The 20,537-nt window shown below is 65.7% G+C and carries 21 protein-coding genes; 10 read left to right on the top strand and 11 right to left on the bottom strand.

What is annotated here, in order from left to right; genetic code table 11:
• Position 1: 1 nt before the first annotated feature.
• On the bottom strand, positions 2–592 hold the full coding sequence (locus G3O06_RS06640; RefSeq protein ID WP_205815484.1) for a hypothetical protein: 591 nt from the start codon (positions 590–592) through the stop codon (positions 2–4).
• Between the two features lie 534 nt (positions 593–1,126).
• Positions 1,127–2,092, bottom strand: a complete 966-nt coding sequence (locus G3O06_RS06635; RefSeq protein WP_205815483.1) for an SDR family NAD(P)-dependent oxidoreductase — start codon at positions 2,090–2,092, stop codon at positions 1,127–1,129.
• Positions 2,093–2,231: 139 nt separating this feature from the next.
• Here G3O06_RS06635 and G3O06_RS06630 point away from each other — a divergent pair, with 139 nt between their 5' ends.
• A complete protein-coding gene (locus G3O06_RS06630) occupies positions 2,232–3,152 on the top strand; it encodes an AraC family transcriptional regulator (RefSeq protein WP_205815482.1) in 921 nt (306 codons plus the stop codon).
• A gap of 563 nt (positions 3,153–3,715) precedes the next feature.
• Here G3O06_RS06630 and G3O06_RS06625 read toward each other — a convergent pair.
• Positions 3,716–4,654: a response regulator gene (locus G3O06_RS06625; protein WP_205815481.1), complete on the bottom strand. Its 939-nt coding sequence runs from the start codon at positions 4,652–4,654 to the stop codon at positions 3,716–3,718.
• 244 nt (positions 4,655–4,898) lie between these two features.
• Between G3O06_RS06625 and G3O06_RS06620 the strand changes: the two genes are divergently transcribed.
• Entirely contained in the window at positions 4,899–5,372 is a 474-nt protein-coding gene (locus G3O06_RS06620) for a thioesterase family protein (protein ID WP_175000756.1), read from the top strand.
• Between the two features lie 13 nt (positions 5,373–5,385).
• Here G3O06_RS06620 and G3O06_RS06615 read toward each other — a convergent pair whose 3' ends face one another.
• The 3 genes from G3O06_RS06615 to G3O06_RS06605 all read right to left on the bottom strand — a co-directional run bounded on the left by G3O06_RS06615 (position 5,386) and on the right by G3O06_RS06605 (position 7,879).
• Positions 5,386–6,828, bottom strand: a complete 1,443-nt coding sequence (locus G3O06_RS06615) for a sensor histidine kinase (protein ID WP_205815480.1) — start codon at positions 6,826–6,828, stop codon at positions 5,386–5,388.
• A gap of 491 nt (positions 6,829–7,319) precedes the next feature.
• Positions 7,320–7,532: a twin transmembrane helix small protein gene (locus G3O06_RS06610; protein WP_006489184.1), complete on the bottom strand. Its 213-nt coding sequence runs from the start codon at positions 7,530–7,532 to the stop codon at positions 7,320–7,322.
• The gene (locus G3O06_RS06605; protein WP_174967216.1) at positions 7,529–7,879 is read right to left on the bottom strand and encodes a hypothetical protein; all 351 of its coding nucleotides are present in this window, start codon (positions 7,877–7,879) and stop codon (positions 7,529–7,531) included. The genes G3O06_RS06610 and G3O06_RS06605 overlap by 4 nt, the downstream gene beginning before the upstream one ends.
• Before the next feature lie 258 nt (positions 7,880–8,137).
• Between G3O06_RS06605 and G3O06_RS06600 the strand changes: the two genes are divergently transcribed.
• Positions 8,138–8,896: a YoaK family protein gene (locus G3O06_RS06600; protein ID WP_174966803.1), complete on the top strand. Its 759-nt coding sequence runs from the start codon at positions 8,138–8,140 to the stop codon at positions 8,894–8,896.
• An 87-nt stretch (positions 8,897–8,983) separates the two neighbouring features.
• Complete coding sequence (locus G3O06_RS06595) at positions 8,984–9,169, top strand: ribbon-helix-helix protein, CopG family (RefSeq protein WP_021158209.1); 186 nt, start codon at positions 8,984–8,986, stop codon at positions 9,167–9,169.
• Between the two features lie 33 nt (positions 9,170–9,202).
• On the opposite strand, the gene G3O06_RS06590 is transcribed toward G3O06_RS06595, so the two are convergent.
• A complete protein-coding gene (locus tag G3O06_RS06590; protein ID WP_205815479.1) occupies positions 9,203–10,039 on the bottom strand; it encodes a spermidine synthase in 837 nt (278 codons plus the stop codon).
• 43 nt (positions 10,040–10,082) lie between these two features.
• On the bottom strand, positions 10,083–10,427 hold the full coding sequence (locus tag G3O06_RS06585) for a zinc ribbon domain-containing protein YjdM (RefSeq protein ID WP_021158207.1): 345 nt from the start codon (positions 10,425–10,427) through the stop codon (positions 10,083–10,085).
• A gap of 364 nt (positions 10,428–10,791) precedes the next feature.
• Between G3O06_RS06585 and G3O06_RS49930 the strand changes: the two genes are divergently transcribed.
• Both G3O06_RS49930 and G3O06_RS06575 read left to right on the top strand, forming a co-directional pair.
• Complete coding sequence (locus G3O06_RS49930; protein WP_174980336.1) at positions 10,792–11,055, top strand: HPr family phosphocarrier protein; 264 nt, start codon at positions 10,792–10,794, stop codon at positions 11,053–11,055.
• A 62-nt stretch (positions 11,056–11,117) separates the two neighbouring features.
• Positions 11,118–11,339 (top strand): hypothetical protein, encoded by a 222-nt coding sequence (locus G3O06_RS06575; protein WP_021158205.1) that lies wholly within the window; start codon positions 11,118–11,120, stop codon positions 11,337–11,339.
• 21 nt (positions 11,340–11,360) lie between these two features.
• Here G3O06_RS06575 and G3O06_RS06570 read toward each other — a convergent pair whose 3' ends face one another.
• From G3O06_RS06570 to G3O06_RS06560, 3 genes are all read right to left on the bottom strand, one after another.
• Positions 11,361–12,488: a porin gene (locus tag G3O06_RS06570; RefSeq protein ID WP_205815478.1), complete on the bottom strand. Its 1,128-nt coding sequence runs from the start codon at positions 12,486–12,488 to the stop codon at positions 11,361–11,363.
• 172 nt (positions 12,489–12,660) lie between these two features.
• Positions 12,661–13,542 (bottom strand): endo alpha-1,4 polygalactosaminidase, encoded by an 882-nt coding sequence (locus tag G3O06_RS06565; RefSeq protein WP_205815477.1) that lies wholly within the window; start codon positions 13,540–13,542, stop codon positions 12,661–12,663.
• 116 nt (positions 13,543–13,658) lie between these two features.
• The gene (locus tag G3O06_RS06560) at positions 13,659–15,794 is read right to left on the bottom strand and encodes a glycoside hydrolase family 36 protein (RefSeq protein ID WP_205815476.1); all 2,136 of its coding nucleotides are present in this window, start codon (positions 15,792–15,794) and stop codon (positions 13,659–13,661) included.
• A 363-nt stretch (positions 15,795–16,157) separates the two neighbouring features.
• Between G3O06_RS06560 and G3O06_RS06555 the strand changes: the two genes are divergently transcribed.
• From G3O06_RS06555 to G3O06_RS06540, 4 genes are read left to right on the top strand one after another with little or no spacing between them, the layout of a single operon-like run.
• Entirely contained in the window at positions 16,158–17,060 is a 903-nt protein-coding gene (locus G3O06_RS06555; RefSeq protein ID WP_205815475.1) for a DMT family transporter, read from the top strand.
• The gene (locus G3O06_RS06550) at positions 17,057–18,352 is read left to right on the top strand and encodes a D-tagatose-bisphosphate aldolase, class II, non-catalytic subunit (protein WP_205815474.1); all 1,296 of its coding nucleotides are present in this window, start codon (positions 17,057–17,059) and stop codon (positions 18,350–18,352) included. Before G3O06_RS06555 ends, G3O06_RS06550 begins: the two co-directional genes overlap by 4 nt.
• Positions 18,353–18,374: 22 nt before the next feature.
• Entirely contained in the window at positions 18,375–19,556 is a 1,182-nt protein-coding gene (locus tag G3O06_RS06545) for an SIS domain-containing protein (protein ID WP_205815473.1), read from the top strand.
• The gene (locus tag G3O06_RS06540) at positions 19,553–20,527 is read left to right on the top strand and encodes a BadF/BadG/BcrA/BcrD ATPase family protein (protein ID WP_205815472.1); all 975 of its coding nucleotides are present in this window, start codon (positions 19,553–19,555) and stop codon (positions 20,525–20,527) included. The genes G3O06_RS06545 and G3O06_RS06540 overlap by 4 nt, the downstream gene beginning before the upstream one ends.
• The last annotated feature ends 10 nt before the right edge of the window (positions 20,528–20,537 follow it).

Raw genomic sequence — 20,537 nt, 5'->3', positions numbered from 1 at the left:
CCTAGTCGTAGCTGAACGCGGCGCCGGCCGCGTAGTAGCGCAGCCCCGATGCATCGGAGGCAAAGTTGTCGACCAGGTGCCGGAAGCTGGCGAGATCGAAATTGTTGAGCGCGCAATACTGATGCCCGCTGCCGGTGCGCGCCCAGACACGTTCGCCATCGCTATGGAACGGCCCGCCGAGCGGCGCGAGCGGCTCGTTGCGCGTATCGCGCCGGCGCCGCGCTTCCGCCTCCTCGCGGCGCTGCGCCTCCTCCGCGTCGTAGATTGCCTGCTGTTCCGGCGAGACCTTCGACGCCTCCTCAACCCGTTGCATGTGGCGCGCATGCAGCGACTGCACGGACGCGATGCAGTACACCGCATGCGGGACAGAGCGCAGATACAGCGCCCAGTCCTCGTCGTCGCACCGGTAGAACCAGTGCACTGCCTCGCCGTCCCATCCGGCCGGGTCGGTGCGCGCCTGCAGCGCGGCCTTTACGTCCCGGACCTTGCCGGGCACGAGGAAGGAAAGGCTGTAGCCGGTGTCGCCGACGATGTCGAGGCTCTCATCCTCGAACAGGCGTCGCATCAGTTTTTCGAGTTCTTGTAAGGTCATGGGCTCGTGCCGGCCCGGTGACGGGCCACGGAATGAACGGAGGTGCGGCGGTCATTCTAACCATGTCGACGTGCGCCGACCCGGCCCCCTTCGGGACATTCGCGTGCCGCACCGGCCAGCCGGCGATGTCCGTCATGCGCGGCTTCGAGCCCACCCGGGACCGGAGACGAGTCGTGAGTCGACGGTACCGGCTTGCAGAATTGGCGTTGTCAGGTTGCGGGCGACAACCTGGGCGCCTCGGTGCATCCGGATTCCGGTCGAGCCGTATCGCGCGGCCGGCGGGCCGAAAGCTGCCGCTCAGGCACGGCTGGCGATGCGCGGACCGATGCGACCGGACGCGTCGACCCATCGCGTATCCGTCCGGATACGAACATGCCAGTGATCGTCGTTTCGCCACATCCAGTTCCCGATCGGGAACGAAGATGAGCCGCGCGCTTCGCCCGACACACGGGTAAGCTGCGCGCCGATCTTGCGCCGGCCGCATGACCGTGTCTCCGCCGGCGCCCGTACATTCCCGACGTGAACACTCGGGCGTCAGCGGTGCGCCGCAAAGGCATCGATTCCGGTCAGCTCCGCGGACCATGCCCACAGACGCGCCGCCTCCTCCGGATCGATCGCATGCGGCCTCACGCCCGATTCCTCGTTTCCCTGCGTGACAACCGCGACGTCGCAATCCTCGCAATAAACACCGCCGATCCCGGCAAGGCGCGGTGACGTTGCCGCCCACACCTGGGTTGCCGCGCCCTGGGCAGGCGTCTTGAAGGTCGGATCGATGGGCACGCCGTGCTCGTCCACCCAGCCCTGCGCCATCATCTCTTCGCGTGTCAGATGACGCTGCAGCGGCGTCGCGATCTTGCCCGGATGCAGCGAATAGGCGCGGACACCGAACGGGGCGCCGAGCGCATCGAGCTGCACCGCGAACAGCGCGTTGGCGGTCTTCGACTGCCCGTACGCGAGCCATTTGTCGTAGCCATGCGCGAACTGGACGTCATCCCAGCGAATCGGTGACAGCCGGTGCCCGAGCGACGACACCGAGACCACGCGGGCGCCGCCGCCATGCGCGAGCACGGGCCACAGTCCGTTGACGAGCGCGTAATGACCGAGATGATTGACGGCCATCTGCGCTTCCCGGCCGTCGCCGACGCGCGTCTCGGGGCACGCCATGATGCCCGCGCTGTTGATGACGATATCCACGTCGCGCCGCGCATCGACGAATCGCGCCGCGAATGCGGCCACGCTCGCGAGATCGGCGAGGTCGAGCGCCGCAATCTCCACACCGGCGATGCCGCGCGTTGCTTCGCGCGCGGCATCGGCGCTCCGTGCCCCGACGACGACGGTCGCGCCGGCCTGCGCCAGCGCACGCGTCGTTTCCAGGCCGAGACCCGAATGGCCGCCCGTGACGATGGCGGTCTTGCCGCGCAGGTCGAGACCAGCCAGTACGTCGCTTGCCGTCGATGCGGCGCCGAATCCGGAATGAAGGGGGTGTTGCCTGCTCGTCATTGAAGGCTCCTGGAACGATGCGTGAAGCACGCGCCCGCCTGTGGGCCGCGTCACTGCACGAGGCCATTCTCCGGCGATGCTCCCGGACTGTGAATGCAATAGAATCCGGCTTTTCGTCGAGATCGTCCGGAGCTTGCGCGTGGATCCCCTATCGGAAGCGCTGTCGCTGCTGGAAACGCGCGACTCGTATTTCACCGGCGTGAGAGCAGGCGGCGACTGGGCGGTTGCCATTCCGCCGCCTGAGGGCATCAAGTTCAATGCGGTTGTCGAAGGAAGTTGCTGGCTGACCGTCGACGGCGCCGGACCGCCGATCCAGCTGCGCACGGGAGACTGCTTCCTGCTCGCATCGCCGCGGGCATTTTCGCTGGCGAGCGATCCATCGGTCACGCCGGTGCCTGCCGCCGACGTGTACCGGAACGTCGAACGCGGTATCGCGCACTATGGCGAACCGGTGAATTGCTTTCTGATCGGTGGCCGCTTCTCATACGAGGAAGGCATGCCGCTGCTGCTGGGCAGCCTGCCGCCCGTGGTCGTCGTGAGCGGCGACTCCGAGCAGGCGGCGGTGTTGCGCTGGGCGCTGCAGCGGCTCGCGCATGAATTCGGCAAGCCGTCGCCGGGGGCGTCGTTGATGGTTCGGCATCTCGGCCACATGATGCTGGTCGAGATCCTGCGGCGCTACGTGGACGACGGCGCGAACGACGATATCGGCTGGCTTGCCGGGTTCGCGGACTCCCGGGTGAGCACCGCACTCGTCGCCATTCATGCGGAGCCCGCGCGACGCTGGACGGTCGACGAGCTCGCGACCTGCTGCCACGTATCACGTTCGACGTTCGCGCTGCATTTCAAGCGGCGGCTGGGATTCGGGCCGCTCGAGTACGTACTGCGCTGGCGTATGCAGCTTGCGATGCGGGAACTGCGACGCTCGAACGCATCGATATCGGCGATCGCGCAAATGCTCGGCTACGACTCGGATAGCGCGTTCGGACATGCATTCAAGCGCATCGCGGGTTGCTCTCCCCGCGCCTATCGCCATGACATCGCGAGCGAGTCGGGCGGTTAGCAGGCCGTTAAAATACCTCTCGGTCGGATGCATGCCGATCCCGCGTTTCGCGACGATCACCGCGATGCTCTCGATTTCAGTTCGATTGCCGCATTCCGGCACGTATCAATGGTGTTGGGCGTCTGAGGGCGTCCATTTCAATGCATTACGCGCCCGGCGGACGCAATGCGGCCAACGATCTCAAACTAGTAAAGGAAATTATCTCGGCGGAGCCCGCAATAACATTGACGTCGACGCGCCGTGAAAACGAGCTTCAACGCGCCAGCCGGAAATTGACGGATCGCTTTTCGCTGCAGCTTTCGTGAAGCGTGATGACAACATCAGATCGAAAATCGATCGATATTGGGAGACGGTGCAGACCGTTGGTCAACGGTCTGCACTGAACGGATGTGCCGTCTAATGGAAAAAGGGGCGGCCCTCGGAATATGGCGCTATTAGAACAAAAGTCCGTGCCGCTGATAACTGTCAACATTGACAGGGATTGTTCCAATTTGAGTTGCTACCGAGTCGACGACAGCACCGCCTCTCCTATCTTTTCCGTTGGGAAATGGGCGGATGATCTCTTACGCGTGACGCCATTTTGCCAACGTGGTCAACTCACGCTCGGTGGCCGCATCATCCAGGCGGCTCCAGCTATAAGACGTGCCGTGCCATCCCGGAACGGGTAGCGGGGCCGCGCAACGAATGTCCGCGAGGCCCGGCCGATAGGCCTGAAATGGCCAGAATAGCGGCATGATGCGGCGCGCTTCCATGCCTTGGAACAATTCGGCCGGCCCGCCCGCGTCGGACACGATATCGCAGTGGAACGACCAGTCCTCTTCGTTCCAGGCGAGAAATACACTTGGCGCGCCGGCGGCATCGAACATCAGCACCGCGTCCTGATTGGGGCGCCAATAGTATTCGACGATGCCTTCCCGCGCGGCCACCTCATCGATCAGTTTGACGACCCGTGGATCCCGGTAGGTCGCCCCCGCTTCATGCAGGCTGATGTGCCCGCGGGCCGCGCAGCACTTGCGTTTCGCGTTGTCCAGCACGGCTTCTAGCTTGCGCGCCATCTCAACGTCGGTTTTCTTCAGATAGCAATCGATCAGTCCCGCGTTGAACGCGGCCACCGCCTCGCGCTCATCGGCGACGCCGGTGAGCAGGATTTTCATGCAGTTCGCGTTGCGGATGGAGGTCAGAAACTGGATGCCGTCGACCTCCGGCATCGAATAGTCCACGACCACCGCGCCCACCGCCTCGAATCGGGCGGGATCGGCGAGCGCATCCTCGCCGATCGCATTCCCGCCTGTTTTCTCCGCACCGAAATAGTCCGCAGCCATGGGTGGCAGCTCCGCGTCTCGCGACGACACGAAGTCGAGCGCCGCCTGGGGGTGCGTAAAAAAGCGGTTCAGGCGTTCGTCCGGAAATGCGCCCCGCAGCGCGTGCAGGAAATCCGGATTGTCGTCGACAAACACCACGGACACGGGATAAAGCACCGGCTGCCTAACGAAGGGTTGCATACGAATCTCGATAAATCAGCAGAAAAAGATGCGGTACCGGAGACGCATTACCGCGAATAACGATCGCGCTGTACGACCGCGGCAATTATCCGGCGAAAGTGGGCCGCACATCAACTGCTCCTCATTCTCGAATTCGGCACGTTTCGACCGCGCCGTTCAGCGGAATTGCACTGGGAGAATCGGGCCATTCCTTCTCGTTGAAGGAATGCGCAGCTACCGCCTGTAGCGATTCAAGGAATTATCCATGTTGACACGAGACGCGATTCTTCAAGTCCTTTCCAACGAAACGGCACATCTGGCCGAGAAAACCTTCCACCACGTGGTCGACATTTACCTCAAGGATTCCAATGCCTTCATGAACACCTATTTCGCACGTTACTTCGAATGGCAGGGCGTGTGCCGTGAACGCTGGTTTCACGAATGCATCCACAACAACCTGTTGGCGGCCGGCGGGGCGTTCGTGACGAAGCGCGCGCATCAGGAATACGTCCATGAGACGTTTCCGTTCCAACGTGTCGATTGCTTTCTCAATACGTTCGAGGTTCGGCAATGTTCGGCCTATCTGTTGTTTCGCTTCTACGTTGACGGACGACAGGTGTCGCTGGGGTATCAGCAGATCGTGTTTGCCGGTTCCGACAAGCGGATCCGCCGGTTTCCGCCGGGCATCATCGAGCGGGTCAAGGCGTATGAACTGATCCTGCCGTCCGCCGCGAACTGAATGTGAGACCGCCTTACCCGATGCGATAGCGCCGGGGGGGCGCCGGCGGATCGCGCAATGTTTGGTCCGCCGGCGCCCCGGGCTCCGGCAGCCGAATCGTGAACGTGGTCCGGACGCCGGGAACGGATTCACACGTGATGGTGCCACCGAGCGCTTCACATACGCGGCGGCAAAAACTCAAGCCCATGCCCGCGCCACGACCGTGCGACTTGGTTGAGAAGAAGGCATCGAAGATTTGAGGGAGCACATCGGGGGCGATACCCGGGCCCGTATCGCTGAAACGCACCACGCAGTAACCGCTGCTGCGATGAGCGTCGATCTCGATCTGCCCACGGCCGCTTGCGTGGATCGCGTACAGGGCGTTTTTCAGCAGATTGAAGATGACGAAGATCACGAGCGAGTCGGATCCGAAAAACTGGATGTCCGTATCGATCGTGTCGACCGATACGCGGTCTCGCTCACCCGGACGGAAGGGAAAGCGATCCACTGCGGCGTCGACACAGGCCCGTATCGGATAGGCCGCGAAGCTGTGGCGATCGAGTCGGTCCAGCGTAAAGGACGCCAGGGACATCTCGACCACAGTACTCGTGGTGTCGACCTGGCGCCGGATCGACGACGCGAGCGTCGGCAGCCGCTCCAGCTGTCCAGGATACAAACCGTCGGCGCACAACCGGTGCTCCACCGCCAGCCGATACCCGCGCAGCAGCACCGGCAGGACGTTGCGCAGCTCGTCCGCGTGCAGGCCGATCGCCGCCAGCGGCGTGGCCACTTCGTGCGCGACCGTCGCGGCCAGGAGATAGGGGCCCATCAGGCCATAGCGGACGATCGACGTCGCGAGAATCCCGAGACTGATCGCGATAAACAGCACCCCCACCGGATAGAACTCGACTCCGTAGTTCACCGCATAGTCGGTCGCCGCGAGCGAGTAGAAGCCCAGGCTGACGAGACATTGAGCGAGCAACTGCCGGACGTCTCGCGCTCGCCCCTGTCGTCTTGCCTCGATCAGGAGCCAACCGCTGCGGCCGACCAGGAATACCGTCTGCACGACGTGCAACGGATGCAGTGGGCCTGCGTTGGGATACGGGCCAAAGAAATGCAGGCGGAATCCATCGACGACCACATTGCTCGTGACCAGCAGCCCAGCCAGCAGGACGCAGAGTCCGTAGGATGCGAATATGATCGGCCGCTCGTCCCGACGCGACACGATCTCCGTCACGAAATGATAGAAGGTCGTCGGCAGAAAAAGGATGAACAGATAGCCGGCCTTGACCAACAAGTTGGCGACGTCCGCGTCGGTCGTCTGGAACAGGAAGGCCCACGTTCCCTGCCAGGCGAAGGTCGTCGCGCACATCAACGCGAACGGGACGGATATCCGCGTGAGCCCCTTGGTGGCCAGCACGTAGAGGCCAAACCCGAGAAACAACGCAGATACAAACGCGGGCAAGATCGAGTACATATGCGTGAATCCACAATGTTCACTGGTCGCGCACCACTGAACTGTCTTGGCCGGTGCCGTTTACGAGAGTAGCACGCCGCGGTAGGCGAGCGAGCGCGGCGAGTTTGTCCACGAAGCCTCCGCGCATCACGATTGTTGACCGCGCGGTGCCGGGTGCTGGGTAGCGTAGACCAAATTGAACTTGTCACCGTTTGCGAAGCAAGGTTGTCACTTCGGCGGTCAACGTTGGCTGGAAGGTGTGAAATCCTCGTGAATTCATGAGGTTGCACGTCGCGAATTCAGGTTGTCACCGGCCGTGGTCTTGCCAAGACCAGCGTCAACTCCCGTGCGGTGCCGTTGCAGCGTTGGCAAGCCCTGTCGCGCGTTGTGCGATACCTGATTCTGAACGCACAATCATTCCATAACGATAAGTTTTCTTATCACAATAGCTCTATTAGAGATTCAAACTCGCATTTGCGCGAACGCCCCGCATGCAACGGGGCGTCCGTCGTTCAGCGCCCGATCGGCAGCCCCGTCGGCTCGATCCAGCCCAGCTTGTAAGCGATCAGCAGCGACAGGAACAGCGTGACCGACAGCCCGACGCGTGCCGCGAGCGACCATGCCATCCGCTTGGACTTGCCGCGATCGTGATTCATGAAATACAGCGCGAAGATCAGGCTCGCGATGATCATCGCGAATGCCACGGAAACCAGCAGAGTTTTCATTGGTGATGCCCTTGAAGATCGGAATCGGCCTGAATCAGTTCGGCCAGTTTTTGCCGCTCGTCGGCGAGCCCGCCGACGCCCGACGCCGGCCAGTCCAGCGCGACGCCATTGCCCAGCGAATCGCGCACGAGCGCCTGGTAGCGACGGTCGTTGATCCGGCCGTGGTCCATCGTTTCCGAGATCTCGCGCCGGAACGGCAGCGGGAAACTCGCGTACGCGCGCGACAGCGCCGCATATTGTCTCGCATCGATCTCTTTCGACGATGGTATGACAGTCCAGACCACCACGGCCACGATGGCCGTGAACGGGATCGCCGTGTAGCGAAGAATGAACTTGATCGGGGTCATGAAACGGTGGGCAGAAGTGATCGCGAATGCGCGCGGCGCAGCCATGCGGCAGCGAAGCCGCAGTCAGGCCGCGCCGGACGACATTGTACTGAAAGCCCCATTCGGCTAACAGAGTATGATAATGGCATTATCATGTTCATCACATGATTCGACAGACCTGGTGCCTGAGCGCAGGCGGCGTGCCCGCCCTGCCGTCCGGCGCCGGTCTTAACGTCCGTGCCCGCGATCCGCGGCGATTGAGCGAAGCCCCTAGCCCCTATGCCAGCGCAGTACTTTCGAAACCTGACGGGAAAACACCGCAGCGCGACCGCGAACCGTCAGCTCGGGTTTTCGCTGGCGTTCGTCGCCGGCGCGGCCAATGCCGGCGGCTTCCTCGCGGTCAAGCAATACACGTCGCACATGAGCGGCATCGTGTCGGCGATCGCCGACCAGACGGCGCTCGGCGATGTGCGGCTCGCGCTGGCCGGCATCAGCTCGCTCGGGTCGTTCCTGATCGGCGCCAGCTGCTCGGCGATCCTCGTCAACTGGGGCCGCCGCCGCGGCCTGCACAGCCAGTTCATGCTGCCGCTGCTGGTCGAGGCCGCGCTGCTGCTTCTGTTCGGGCTGCTCGGCAGCCACCTCGCGCTGTGGGAAACCTTCTTCGTGCCGGTGACCGTGACGCTGCTGTGCTTCATCATGGGGCTGCAGAACGCGACGATCACGAAGCTGTCGGGCGCGGAGATCCGCACGACGCACATGACCGGCATCGTGACCGACCTCGGCATCGAGCTCGGGAAGCTGTTCTACTGGAACCGGTCGGCGGTCGACGTCGACGCGCATGCGGTCGTCGCCAATCGCTCGAAACTGCGGATTCACGCGACGATGCTCACGTCGTTCTTCATTGGCGGCCTGGCCGGCGCGATCGGCTTCAAGCATGTCGGCTACGTGTCGACCGTGCCGCTCGCCGCGGTGCTCGTCACGCTCGCGATCGTGCCGGTGATCGACGACCTGCTCGCCCTGCTCCGCAGCAGGCGCTGAGCGCACACCCGGGCAGCGTTTCCGGCGCTTGGGCCGCAGGCGGATCGATTATAATTTGATTAACATACCGACCACCCTCGCCCCGCAATGGAAACGAAAACCGCCCGCCTGACCGTCCTGATCGACCCCGCGAAGAAGGAAGCCTTCGAGATGCTCTGCGCAGAGCAGGATCTCACGCCTTCGCAAGTCGTGCGGCAACTGATCCGCGAGTATCTCGACCGCCACGGCGTGACGTACAAGACCAAGAGCGCACTCGGCAAGCGCGTGAAGTAAGCGCGGCCGTACAGGCCACGCCGGCGGCACCGCTTACGTGCCGATTTCCCATCGCCCGTGCGGCTGTGCTCGCAGCACCAGCCGCTGCGGGTCGACATTCTCCCCCACCTTCATGCGCCTCGCCGTGGCCGCCAGCTTGAGCTCGCCGGCCCGTACGCACGCAAGTGCGCGTTCGAGCAGGATACGCAGCGACGGCAGCCGGCTGCCGCCCTTCCATGCGAACGCGATGAAGTTGTTGTCGTCGCCGCACGGCACCAGCGTATACGAGGCACCGAACACCGATCGCAGCTGCTCGAGGTGCTCCGGCAGCGCCGGATCGTCGTCCATGAAGTTGATTGCCAGCACGCCGGTTTCGCTGAGGCGCTCGCGGCATGCAGCGAGGAATGCAGCGCCTGTACACCGGCCCCGCATGCCGTCGGCGACGAACGCGTCGTGCAGGATCACGTCCGTCCTGACATCCCCCCTTTCCAGATGATCCGCGCCGTCGGCGCACACCACCGCGAACCGGCCGTCATCGGAAGGAATCCTGAATACGTCTCGAAGCGCGATCACGTCCGGGTTGATCTCGACCGCGTCGATCGCCGCGCCGGCCAGGTGCCGGTAACAGTACTTCGCCAGCGAACCGCCGCCGAGCCCGAGCATGCAGATGTGCGCAGGCTCGGGCTGCAGCAGCAGAAAGCCCATCATCACACGCGTATAGCCGAGTTCGAGCCGGCCCGGATCGCGGAGCGACATGAAGCTCTGCGTGCCGAAATGGTCGAAGTGCAGCGAAAGCGCGTGCTTCGTCTCCAGCACGAAAGGCCGGCCGTCGTTCAGCGGCGTCGCCAGGAACCTGACGAACGCGTCATAGGAAATTCGATCCTCGGCCATGAGCGGGAAGTCGATTGAAAACGGTCGATCGGGGCGTGTGTGCTCAGACCTTCTTCAGGTAGCAGGCCTTCAGCATGAAGCCGCCCATGTCGGTCTTGCAGTCGACCTCATGATCGCCGCCGACGAGCCGGATGCTCTTGACCTTGGTGCCCATCTTCAGCGTGATCGACGAGCCCTTCACGCGCAAGTCCTTGATCAGCACGACCGAATCGCCATCCGACAGCACGTTGCCGTTGGCGTCCTTGACGACGTCGCCCGCCGGTTCGTCGCCCGTTTCGGCGCCGGCGCCTGCCGACCATTCATGGCCGCAGTCCGCGCATACGGTCAGCGTGCCGTCCGGATAAGTGTTTTCCATCGCGCATTGCGGGCAGGCGGGGGCGGCGTTCATTGCAGCTTCCATTCAGGGGGAGTTGAGTCGTCGATAAAAATGCCGGACGCGCTGGCAGCGTCGCCCGGCGCGCCCTGGAGGCGCGCGCCGACGGATCGGCGGGCCGCCTTCGGCACACACGACATTATAATGCAATACACATATCTTGACCGCTGTATTATAATTGCCGCTTTCGCGCCGTTCGCCGGACTTGCGGCCCGTTTCACCGAGAATGCCGGCACATCCAAGCAGGATGACACACCCGGGCCGCGCCGCCGGCTTCCCTGGGTCGTAAGGGAAAGCGCGTTTCACGCGTGTCTGGCGCACTGCCGGCCCGGCGCCGCACACCGATTCCGACGTTCCCGTCCAGAGGCTTTCCGACATCGTGGCAACCGTTGTGTACGTTGAAATCGGCCCCGCATGGAACCGCAATCGCGGCGGCGCCGCACGAGAAGCAGCCGTCGACGCGGCGCGCGGCTTCGAAAGCGACATCCTGCTGATCGCGAACGGGATCAGCAGCGATGCGAAGGACAGCGCCGCCGTCTCGGCGCTGCAGGTGCACGGCGGCACGTCCGCACAGGTGCTGGCCACCGGCCCCGACGAGGAGGCTGCACTGCAGGCACTGCTGCCCGTGCTGCAAGCGCGCTGACCCGCGCCACCCGATGTCACGGCATCCCGCCCACCCCGAATCCCCCTTTTCACGAGGAAGCGATGAGCGACAACTTCACGTCCAACACCCCGAACCTGTCGGCCTCCGCCATCTGGGCGCTCGAACGCCTCGCCGACGTCCGCTACGGGCGCGATGCGCCGGCGCTCGGCTGGTCGATCGCACGAGAGCTCGTCAGCGCGGGCTTCGTCAGCCATTCCGCGCACGGCCGCTCCGGCGCGTCGATCACGGCCGAGGGGCGGACCTTCCTGAAAAGCCGGAAGTAACGCGCAAACGGGCCTGCGGGCTCAGAACCTGTGCCGGATACCGACGATCGCAAGCAGTTGCGAGTTCGTACCGGCATCGACGTTGTACGACCCGATCACGGCCTGGGCCGACCCCGCCCCATTGAAGCCGTTCGCATGCTGGTAGCCGACGGTCGTATAGAGATCGGTGCGCTTGCTCAGCAGATAGTCGGCACCGACGTTGACCTGGTGATAGCGCGCGGACGAATCGCCGCCCGACCACGTGAAGTTGTAGCCGACGATCGTCAGCAGCGACGGCAGCGCCTGCCATTGCACGAACGCGGAGCCGTTCCGGTAGCGCTCCGCCTGCACGAACGACGACGACGCGTCGGGGCGGTATTCGCTGAAGCTGAACGCCGCGCCGACCGTCACGTTGCCGATCGCATATTGCGCACCGGCGCGCGCGATCCCGATCGAACGGGCCGACGCATACGCGCGACTGACGGCGCTCTTGAAAAACGCATCGGCCGACGACGCGCCGCGCGTCGAATGGATCGCATTGCCGTTGTCGACGTGCAGATAGCCGGCCGCGACGCTTAGCGCGCCGTCGGCATAACCGACCGCACCGGCATATGAGAGTCCCGACCCCGACGCGCCGGCCACGCCGCCCGGCGAGACCATCGCCGCGACCGTCGCGCCGCGCCATGTCGCACTCGTCCATTTGACTGCGTTGCTGAATGTCACGCTGCTGTCGTAGTTGTCGACGTCGCCGGGCGGCGCGAAAAGCCCGCTGAACGCATCGGCCGTGATCGGCTGCACGAGATCCGTCACGGGATCGTTCTGCCTGCCGAGCGTCAGCTTGCCCCACCTGTCGGATGCGATGCCGACGAACGCTTTCGAACCGAACAGCCGACCTTCGTCGAGCTGGCCGGTCGCGACGTCGAAATTGTTCTCGAGCGTGAAGATCGCGCTGATCCCGCCGCCGAGATCCTCACTGCCGGTCAACCCCCATTCGTTCGCCGACAGCGCGCCCGACGACATCGACACGCGCGACTTCCCGCCTTCCGCGTGGTTAAGGTACGCCATCCCCGTATCGATCGTGCCGTACAGCGTGATCGAGCCCTCCGCGCGCGCGGCGACGGAAAGCGCGGCCGCCACGGCAGCACCTGCAATCAGCATGCAATTTTTCATCGTGATTATTGATAAGTAATACGAATCGATTTGAACGGACGCCGGCGCGATATCGGCCATGCGCTGTGCCGGATCGCGGCATCGCGACGCTTGCGGCGCGCACGCCCGGGCACGTGGCGTGCGCGCGAGAACCGGTCACACAGGTTCGCCCGCTATGACGGGCGCGGCTCGATCAGGATGCGTCGCAGCTGAACCGGTAGCTGTCGTCGAGCTTCTTCGCCAGCACGAGCGTGCGCATGTTGAGCGTGCGCGCCGCATCGCACAGCGCGCGCTGCCCGCTCGGCGTACGGTACTTGCCCGCATACTCGGCGTTCAGCACGGGCTTGTTCTTCGACGTGAACACTTTGTAGCCGCCGCACTCCTTCTGCTCGTTGCACTCCTCGTTCACCGCGAAATCGAACGACGGTTCGAGCGCCACGAGCTGATCGACGTCGTTCTTCAGCCCGACCGCCAGGTTGCGCTTGTGCGCCTCGTTCGCGATGAACACGTTGAACGCATACTGGTCGGCGTCCTGCAGCGGGAAACCCGTGTCGTTCGCGTAACCGTCGACGTTGTCGGGCTCGACACCGTCGCACCCCTTTGCCACCGCGCGATCGAGGCGGGCAGTCATGATGTCGCGCACGTTGCTCGAACGGATGTCGAGCCAGCGCTCGCCCTCCCAGTCGTCGAGCTTCTTGCCCTGGTCGGATTCCTTGAATTTCGAGAAATCGGGCCGCCAGTTCTCCGAGCTCCCCGCCGAGAAATAACAGACGACCTTGCGCCCGGCCTGCTTGAGCGCCGCGATCGTCGCCGGATCGGTATCGAACAGGTCGATGTCGTAGATCGTGACGTTGTACGACGTATTGAGCTTGCCCCTGAGCTGCCACTGCCACGTATCGGACGCGACGGGCGTCCAGTGCGCGGCGGCGCGCGCGGGCGCCGCCGCGACCGGCGGGGAAGCGGCAAAGGCGCTGGCCGACAGCGGGTCGGACGACCCGTCGCCGCAAGCCTGCAGGATCGATGCGCACAGCGCGAGCGCCGTGACACAGGAAAGGTTGCGTAAGGTCTTTTTCATCGAAGCATCTCCAGTGGAGGGATCGGGATGACGAATGGCACTGCGTGTTGAGGAACTGCAAGGTTGCTCGGCAACGGCACGGCCAAGCGGTGATACGCGGTGATGCCGGGTAACGCTCATGCGTCGAGCGGCTCGGCGCGCAGCAGCGCCGCATGCTCGAAGCGCAATGCGATCGCGTCGTGCCCGGGCGCGATGCGGCCGACCTCGCGATTGCCGTTCGCGTAGTCGACGATCCGGTACGACCGTCCAGGCTGCAGGCCTCGCAGCGCGACCTTGCCGCTCCAGCGGTCGGCGTAGAACGCGTAATGCAGCACGCCGTCCTTTTCCACGACGTGCGCCTCGGGCTTGTCGAACGCGATGTCGTACAGTTCGCCGCGATAGCGGCCCTCGGCGAGCCGATGCGCGTTGTAAACCTCGACCCAGTGCCGCCATTCCCGCTCGTGCTCGGGCGTCAGCAGGAACGAATCCTTCGGTTTCGGATCGACGGGCCACGTGAACTTCGTCGAGATGACGGCGCCGACGCCCACCGCCGACGCGAAGTCGCGGCCGCCGTCACTCAGTTCGACGTGGTCGCCCGCATACGCAGACGACGCCCCCATCAGCGCCTTCAGCGTCTTGCCCTTGTGGCGCACCTGCCAGCTCGACAACGGATCGGATGCGGGCGCCTGGTCGATGTAGCGCATGTTGTGGAACGCGTACGCGGTGCCGCACGGGCACACTTCGACGACCGCATCCGGCTTGACCGCATGCGCGGCGTCGTAGAACGTGCGGTAGAAATCCGCGAGATGCTCGACCGAATCCTCCGGCCGCGCATGGCGGTGCGCGGGGTTGAAGCACGGCGCGACGCCGTTCAGGTGCTGGCCGTCGATCTTCATCCCGTCGAAGCCCCACTCGCCGATCACCTTCTTCACGAGCCCCGCGACGTGCGCCTGCGTCTTCGCGTAGGCCGGGCACAGGTAGAAGCTGTTCCACCATGTGATCGCCTGCGGTGCGCCGTCCGCGTCGAGCAGCAGCATGTCGGTGTGGTCATGCAGCTCGTCGCTGCCCGGCGCGACCGCGAGCGGCGCGATCCAGAGCCGCGCCTTCTGCCCGCGCGCGTGGATGTCGTCCACGAGTGCCTTCATGTCCGCGTCGCCGGCCGGAAATTTCGCGCGGTCGGGCACCCAGTCGCCGGTCCGCCGTTGCCAGCCGTCGTCGAGCACGGCCCACTTGAAGCCGAGCTCCTGCACCTTCGGCAACGTGGCGCGCACGTAGTCGAGGCTGAACTGGCGCTCGTAGCCCCACGCACACCAGATCGGCTCGTAGGCACTCGCCGGCGGCCGCGGCGAATGGAAGCCCTGCGCACCCATCATCTGCCGGTATGTGTCGAGCGCGACGAAGTAATCGCCGTCGTGCAGCATCACGAACGCGGTCGGTGCCTCGAGCGTCGCGCCCGGCACGAGCGTGACCGTCTTCTCGCCGCGCAGGCCGAGCGTCACTTCGTCGCGCATGCCCTTCACCGGCAGCGACACCAGGCGCGGCACGGTGTCGAGATGGCCGAGCGCGATGCCCTGGTCGCGCCGCCACACGTCGACGACCGGCGTGCCGCCGCCGTAATCCGACGCGTTCATCCCCATGAAATTGCGCTGGTCGAAACCGGCCTTCACGGGCTGCACCCAGTCGCGCCGGTCCGCATGGCTCGCGCCGGAATAGGTCCAGTAACCGCCCGCGCCGGCGCCGGCCGGCAGCAGCCGGTGCGCACCGACGTTCCATGCGCGGATGTCGGCCGCCTGCGTGCCGACGTTGCGGAACTGCGTGTCGATCAGCGCAACGCCCGGCCGCGCTTCGAGCAGCGTGACGCGTACCGTCTTCTCGAAGCCGTTCGCCGAACGCCCGACCAGCCGCAGTTGCCGCCCCGCGCCGAACCGGGTCGAGACTTCAGCGTGCGCGGCGTCGACGATCGCAAAGCGGTCGATCGTGCGCACCGGCCGCGTGTCGGGCGCAGGGCCATCCGCCGTCGGCGCCGGCGCCGGACCGATCAGTTGTTCGAGCGTCTCGCTCGCATCGAACCGGGTCAGTGTGCGCGTGCCGCCGCCGCGACGCACGGCCAGCCGGCTGCGCATCGCCGGGTCGAACTCGATCACGAACCGGTCGTCACGCAGCGCGACGCGCCGCGGTTCAGCGCCGCGTGCATCGCGCACCCCGACACCGACCAGGATCGGGCTCGCCGCGCCGGCGGCCAGCCACTGCACGAACGCCCGCCGGGTGGTCATGGGTGCACCTCGCGGCGAAGCGACGCGCACCGTGCCGGCCTGCCGGCAAGCCGGACTGGCGGGGGATATCGAAAGGAAAAGCAAGCGTTCATGCGGAATTCCTCGTGAAGAAGGGCCGTGCGCGACACATCTGTCTCGCGCAGATCGGCAATCTAGATCATCTTTCGATTTCTTTCGTTTGTGGTTTACACTAATAACGAAAGAAATCGAAAGACAATAGATTGGTGGCTCCCGACGCGTGATCCTGAAATTTTTTCCCGATACGTTGTCGTGGCTGCCCGTCGAAAGCCTGCCGATTTCATCTTTCATGCCACAAAACGAAAGCATTCGACGAATCTGAACCTATTTCGAAAGACGCGACCGATGCAAAACAACTGGCTCGTTCACGCGCTCGTCACGACCCTGCTGTGGGGCGTGTGGGGTGCATTCACCGGCTTGCCCGCCGAGCAGGGCTTCCCCGATACGCTGATCTACGTGGTCTGGGCGTTCACGATGATTCCGCCAGCGCTCGTCGCGCTCGGACGTGCCGGCTGGCGCGTGCGGCACGACGGCCGGTCGCTCGCGCTCGGACTCGCCATCGGGCTGCTCGGCGCGGGCGGGCAGATGCTGCTGTTTCGCGCGGTCGAATCGGGGCCGCCGTATCTCGTGTTCCCGATCGTGTCGCTGTCGCCGGCACTGACGATCGCGCTGTCGTTCCTGCTTTTGCGCGAGCGCACAGGCAAGCTCGGCGTGGCCGGCATCGTGCTCGCGCTGTGCTCGCTGCCGCTATTCGATTTCCAGTCGGGCCAGGGGCCCGCCCGGTTCGGGATGTGGTTCGCGCTCGCGCTGCTGGTGCTCGTTGCATGGGGGCTGCAGGCGTATCTCATCAAGATCGCGAACACGACGATGGACGCGGAATCGATCTTCTTCTACATGGCGCTGACGGGCCTGCTCTGCGTGCCGTTCGCGCTGTGGATGACCGATTTCGGCCGCACGATCAACTACGGAAGCGGCGGCCCGGGCCTCGCCGCCGCGATCCAGGTGCTGAACGCGATCGGCGCGCTGACGCTCGTGTATGCGTTCCGCTTCGGCAAGGCGATCGTCGTATCGCCGCTCGTCAACGCGGGCGCGCCGCTGCTGACGTCGGTGATCTCGATGGCCGTCACCGGCACGACGCCGACCGGCAGCAAGCTGACGGGTATCGCGCTGGCGCTGCTCGCCGCGCTGCTGCTCGCGCTGCAGCCCGAAGGCGCAGCGGCAACCAACGCGGCGGGAGAATCGGCATGAACACCCTGCTCGATCTCGTCCGCCGCCACAAGCAGGCGCCCCGTCACGCGCCGCACGGCGTACCCGCGGTCGGCATCCCGTCCGTATGCTCCGCGCATCCGGTCGCGATCGCCGCGGCGCTGCGCGAATGCGCAGCGCGCGAGCGCCCTGCGCTGATCGAAGCGACCTGCAACCAGGTCAACCAGGACGGCGGCTATACGGGCATGACGCCGCGCGACTTCCGCCGCTACGTCTTCGACATCGCCGCACGCGAAGGCATCAGCCCCGATGCGATCCTGCTCGGCGGCGACCATCTCGGCCCGAACGCCTGGCGCCGGCTGCCGGCCGCGCATGCGATGGACAAGGCCGAGACGATGGTCGCGCAATACGTGGCGGCCGGCTTCCGCAAGCTGCATCTCGACTGCTCGATGTCGTGCGCGGACGATCCGTCGCCGTTGCCCGAAGCCGAGATCGCCGCGCGTGCGGTGCGCCTGTGCCGCGCCGCCGAGGCGGCGTGGGCAGCCACCTCGCCGCGCGGCGAGGCGCCCGTCTACGTGATCGGCACCGAGGTACCGGTGCCCGGCGGTGCGCACGAGACACTCGACGCGCTGGCCGTCACGACGCCCGACGCAGCCGGCTCGACGCTGGCGCTGCATCGGGACGCGTTCGCACGCGCCGGTCTCGACGATGCCTGGTCGCGCGTGATCGCCATGGTCGTGCAGCCCGGTGTCGAGTTCGATCATCACAAGGTCATCGACTACGACGCCGGCAACGCGCGCGCGCTGAGCGCATTCATCGAACGCGAACCCGCGCTCGTGTTCGAAGCGCATTCGACGGACTACCAGACACCCGACAATCTCGCGCAACTCGCGCGCGATCACTTTGCGATCCTGAAGGTGGGCCCCGGCGTGACCTTCGCGATGCGCGAAACGCTGTGGGCACTCGCCGCGATCGAGCGCGAATGGCTCGGCGGCGACGCCTGCTTCATCGCGACCGTGCTCGGCGTGATGCGCAGCGAACCCGAGCACTGGCGCGACTACTACGCGGCCGGTGCGCAGCTCGAGCTCGACCTCGCATACAGCCTGAGCGACCGCATCCGCTACTACTGGGCCCATCCGGCCGTGCAGCGCGCGTGCGCCGACCTGCTCGCGCGCCTCGACGCATCGCCGCCCCCGCTCACGCTGGTCAGCCAGCATCTGCCGCGCCAGTACGAGGCCGTCCGCGAAGGGCGGCTCGGCCTGCGTGCGAGCGCACTGTTGCAAGACGGCACGGCCGCGGCCATCCGTCCGTATCTTCACGCGTGTGCCGCGTGACCGACTCCCCTCAGATCCGCCCATGGAATTTTTCGACCTCGATCCCGCCGACCTCACCCGCCGCCACGCCGCTCACACGGCCCGCGAAATCGCCCAGCAACCCGACGTCTGGCCCGACGTGCATGCCGTCGTCGACGCGCAACGCACGGCACTCGATGCGTTTCTCGCGCCGCTGCTCGCCGACCCGCGCCTGCGCATCGTCCTGACAGGCGCCGGCAGCTCGGCATTCATCGGACAGTGCCTCGTGCCCGCGCTGCGGCATCGCTTCGGCGGCCGCGTCGAAGCAGTGGCCACCACCGACATCGTCTCGAACCCCGGCGACACGCTGCAGCCCGGCGTGCCGACGCTGCTGGTCTCGTTCGCGCGATCGGGCAACAGCCCCGAAAGCGTCGCGGCCGTCGACCTGGCGGACCGTTTCGTTGACGGCTGCCGCCATCTCGTGCTGACATGCGCGGCCGACGGCTTGCTGAACCGCCGCCTCGGCACGCATCCGCGCGCGCACGTCGTGCTGCTGCCCGAGGCCACGCACGACCAGGCGTTCGCGATGACGTCCAGTTTCAGCGGCATGTTGCTCGCCGCGGCCTGGGCGTTCGGCGTGGCCGGCATGCCGGTCGGGCCGCTGGCCGATGCTGCGCGCACGCTGCTGCGCGAACAGGCTTCGCGCATCGCCGCGCACGTGCGGCAGTTGCCCGAGCGCGTCGTGTATCTCGGCAGCGGCGCATTGCTCGGGCTCGCGCGCGAAGCCGCGCTGAAGCTGCTGGAACTGACCGACGGGCTGATCGTCGCGATGGCCGAATCGCCGCTCGGCTTCCGGCACGGCCCGAAAACCTTTCTCGACGAGCGCACGCTCGTCGTCGTGCTGCTGTCCGGCGATCCGCATACGCGCCGCTACGATCTCGACCTGCTACGCGAACTGCGGCGCGAAAACCACGCGGCCGGCATACTGTCGATCGGCGTCGCACCGTCCGACGGCGCGAGCATCACCGGGACGCTGCCGCCGTCCGACGACGACCTCGCGGTGCCGCTGCCGCCCGGCCTGCCCGATCTCGCGCTCGCGCCCGTCGCGCTGATCCTCGCACAGTGCTTCGCGCTGCTTGCGTCGCTGCGGCTCGGGCTCACGCCCGACAACCCGAGCGCGTCCGGCACGGTCAACCGGGTCGTCGCCGGCGTCACCATCCATCCGTATGCAGGGCAGCCCACATGACTCCACTCTTTCTCGGCATCGACGGCGGCGGCACGAAAACCGCGTTCATGGTGATCGACCAGCAAGGCCGCGTGCGTGCGCGCCATGAAACGACCACCAGCTACTACCTCGAGATCGGCATGGACGCGCTGCGCACGCTGCTCGCCGACGGTGTGCTCGCGGTGCTGGCCGCAGCAAACGTCGCGCGCGACGAGATCGCGTATGCGTTCGCCGGCTTGCCCGCATACGGCGAGGACAGCCGCCTGCTGCCCGAACTCGACGGCCTGCTCGCACCGCTGTTGGCGCGCGAGCGCTACCGGATCGGCAACGACATGGTGTGCAGCTGGGCCGGCACGCTGGCCGGCGGCGACGGCATCAGCATCGTCGCCGGCACCGGGTCGATCGCGTACGGGCAACGCGAAGGCCGCGCCGCGCGCTGCGGCGGCTGGGGCGAGATCTTCGGCGACGAGGGTTCGGCCTACTGGCTCGCGCGCGAAGGGCTCGCCGCGTTCTCGCGGATGGCGGACGGCCGCACCGTGCGCGGGCCGCTGTTCGACATCGTGCGCGCGCACTTCTCGCTCGACCACGATCTCGACCTGTGTGCGGCCGTGAATTCGGGCGCCGTGCGCAGCCGCTTCGCGCAGTTGTCGCGGCTCGTGATCGACGCGGCGCGCGCGGGCGACACCGAAGCGCATACGCTGATCCTGCGCGCAACGGACGAACTCGCGCGGCTCGCGGCCAGCGTTGCGCGCGCGCTCGGCTGGCCGCCCGATCAGCCGTTGCCCGTGTCGTATTCGGGCGGTGTGTTCAATGCGGACGCGCTCGTGCTCGATCCGCTGCGCGATGCGCTCGCCCGCTGCATCCCGCACGCGGTACTCACCGCGCCGCAGCTCGGCCCGCATGTCGGCGCGGCCGTCCACGCGGCCCGGCTGGCGGGCCGGCCCCTCGATCCGTCGGCGTTGCGCGCGCTCCAGCCCGGGCAGGGGTTTTGATATCATTTCG

Origin of the sequence: Burkholderia sp. Ac-20345 (genome assembly GCF_017104825.1) — a bacterium.
Taxonomy (GTDB): Bacteria; Pseudomonadota; Gammaproteobacteria; order Burkholderiales; family Burkholderiaceae; genus Burkholderia; species Burkholderia lata_B.
Note: the sequence above shows the minus strand (reverse complement) of the source record. Positions and strands in the feature narration are given on the sequence as shown.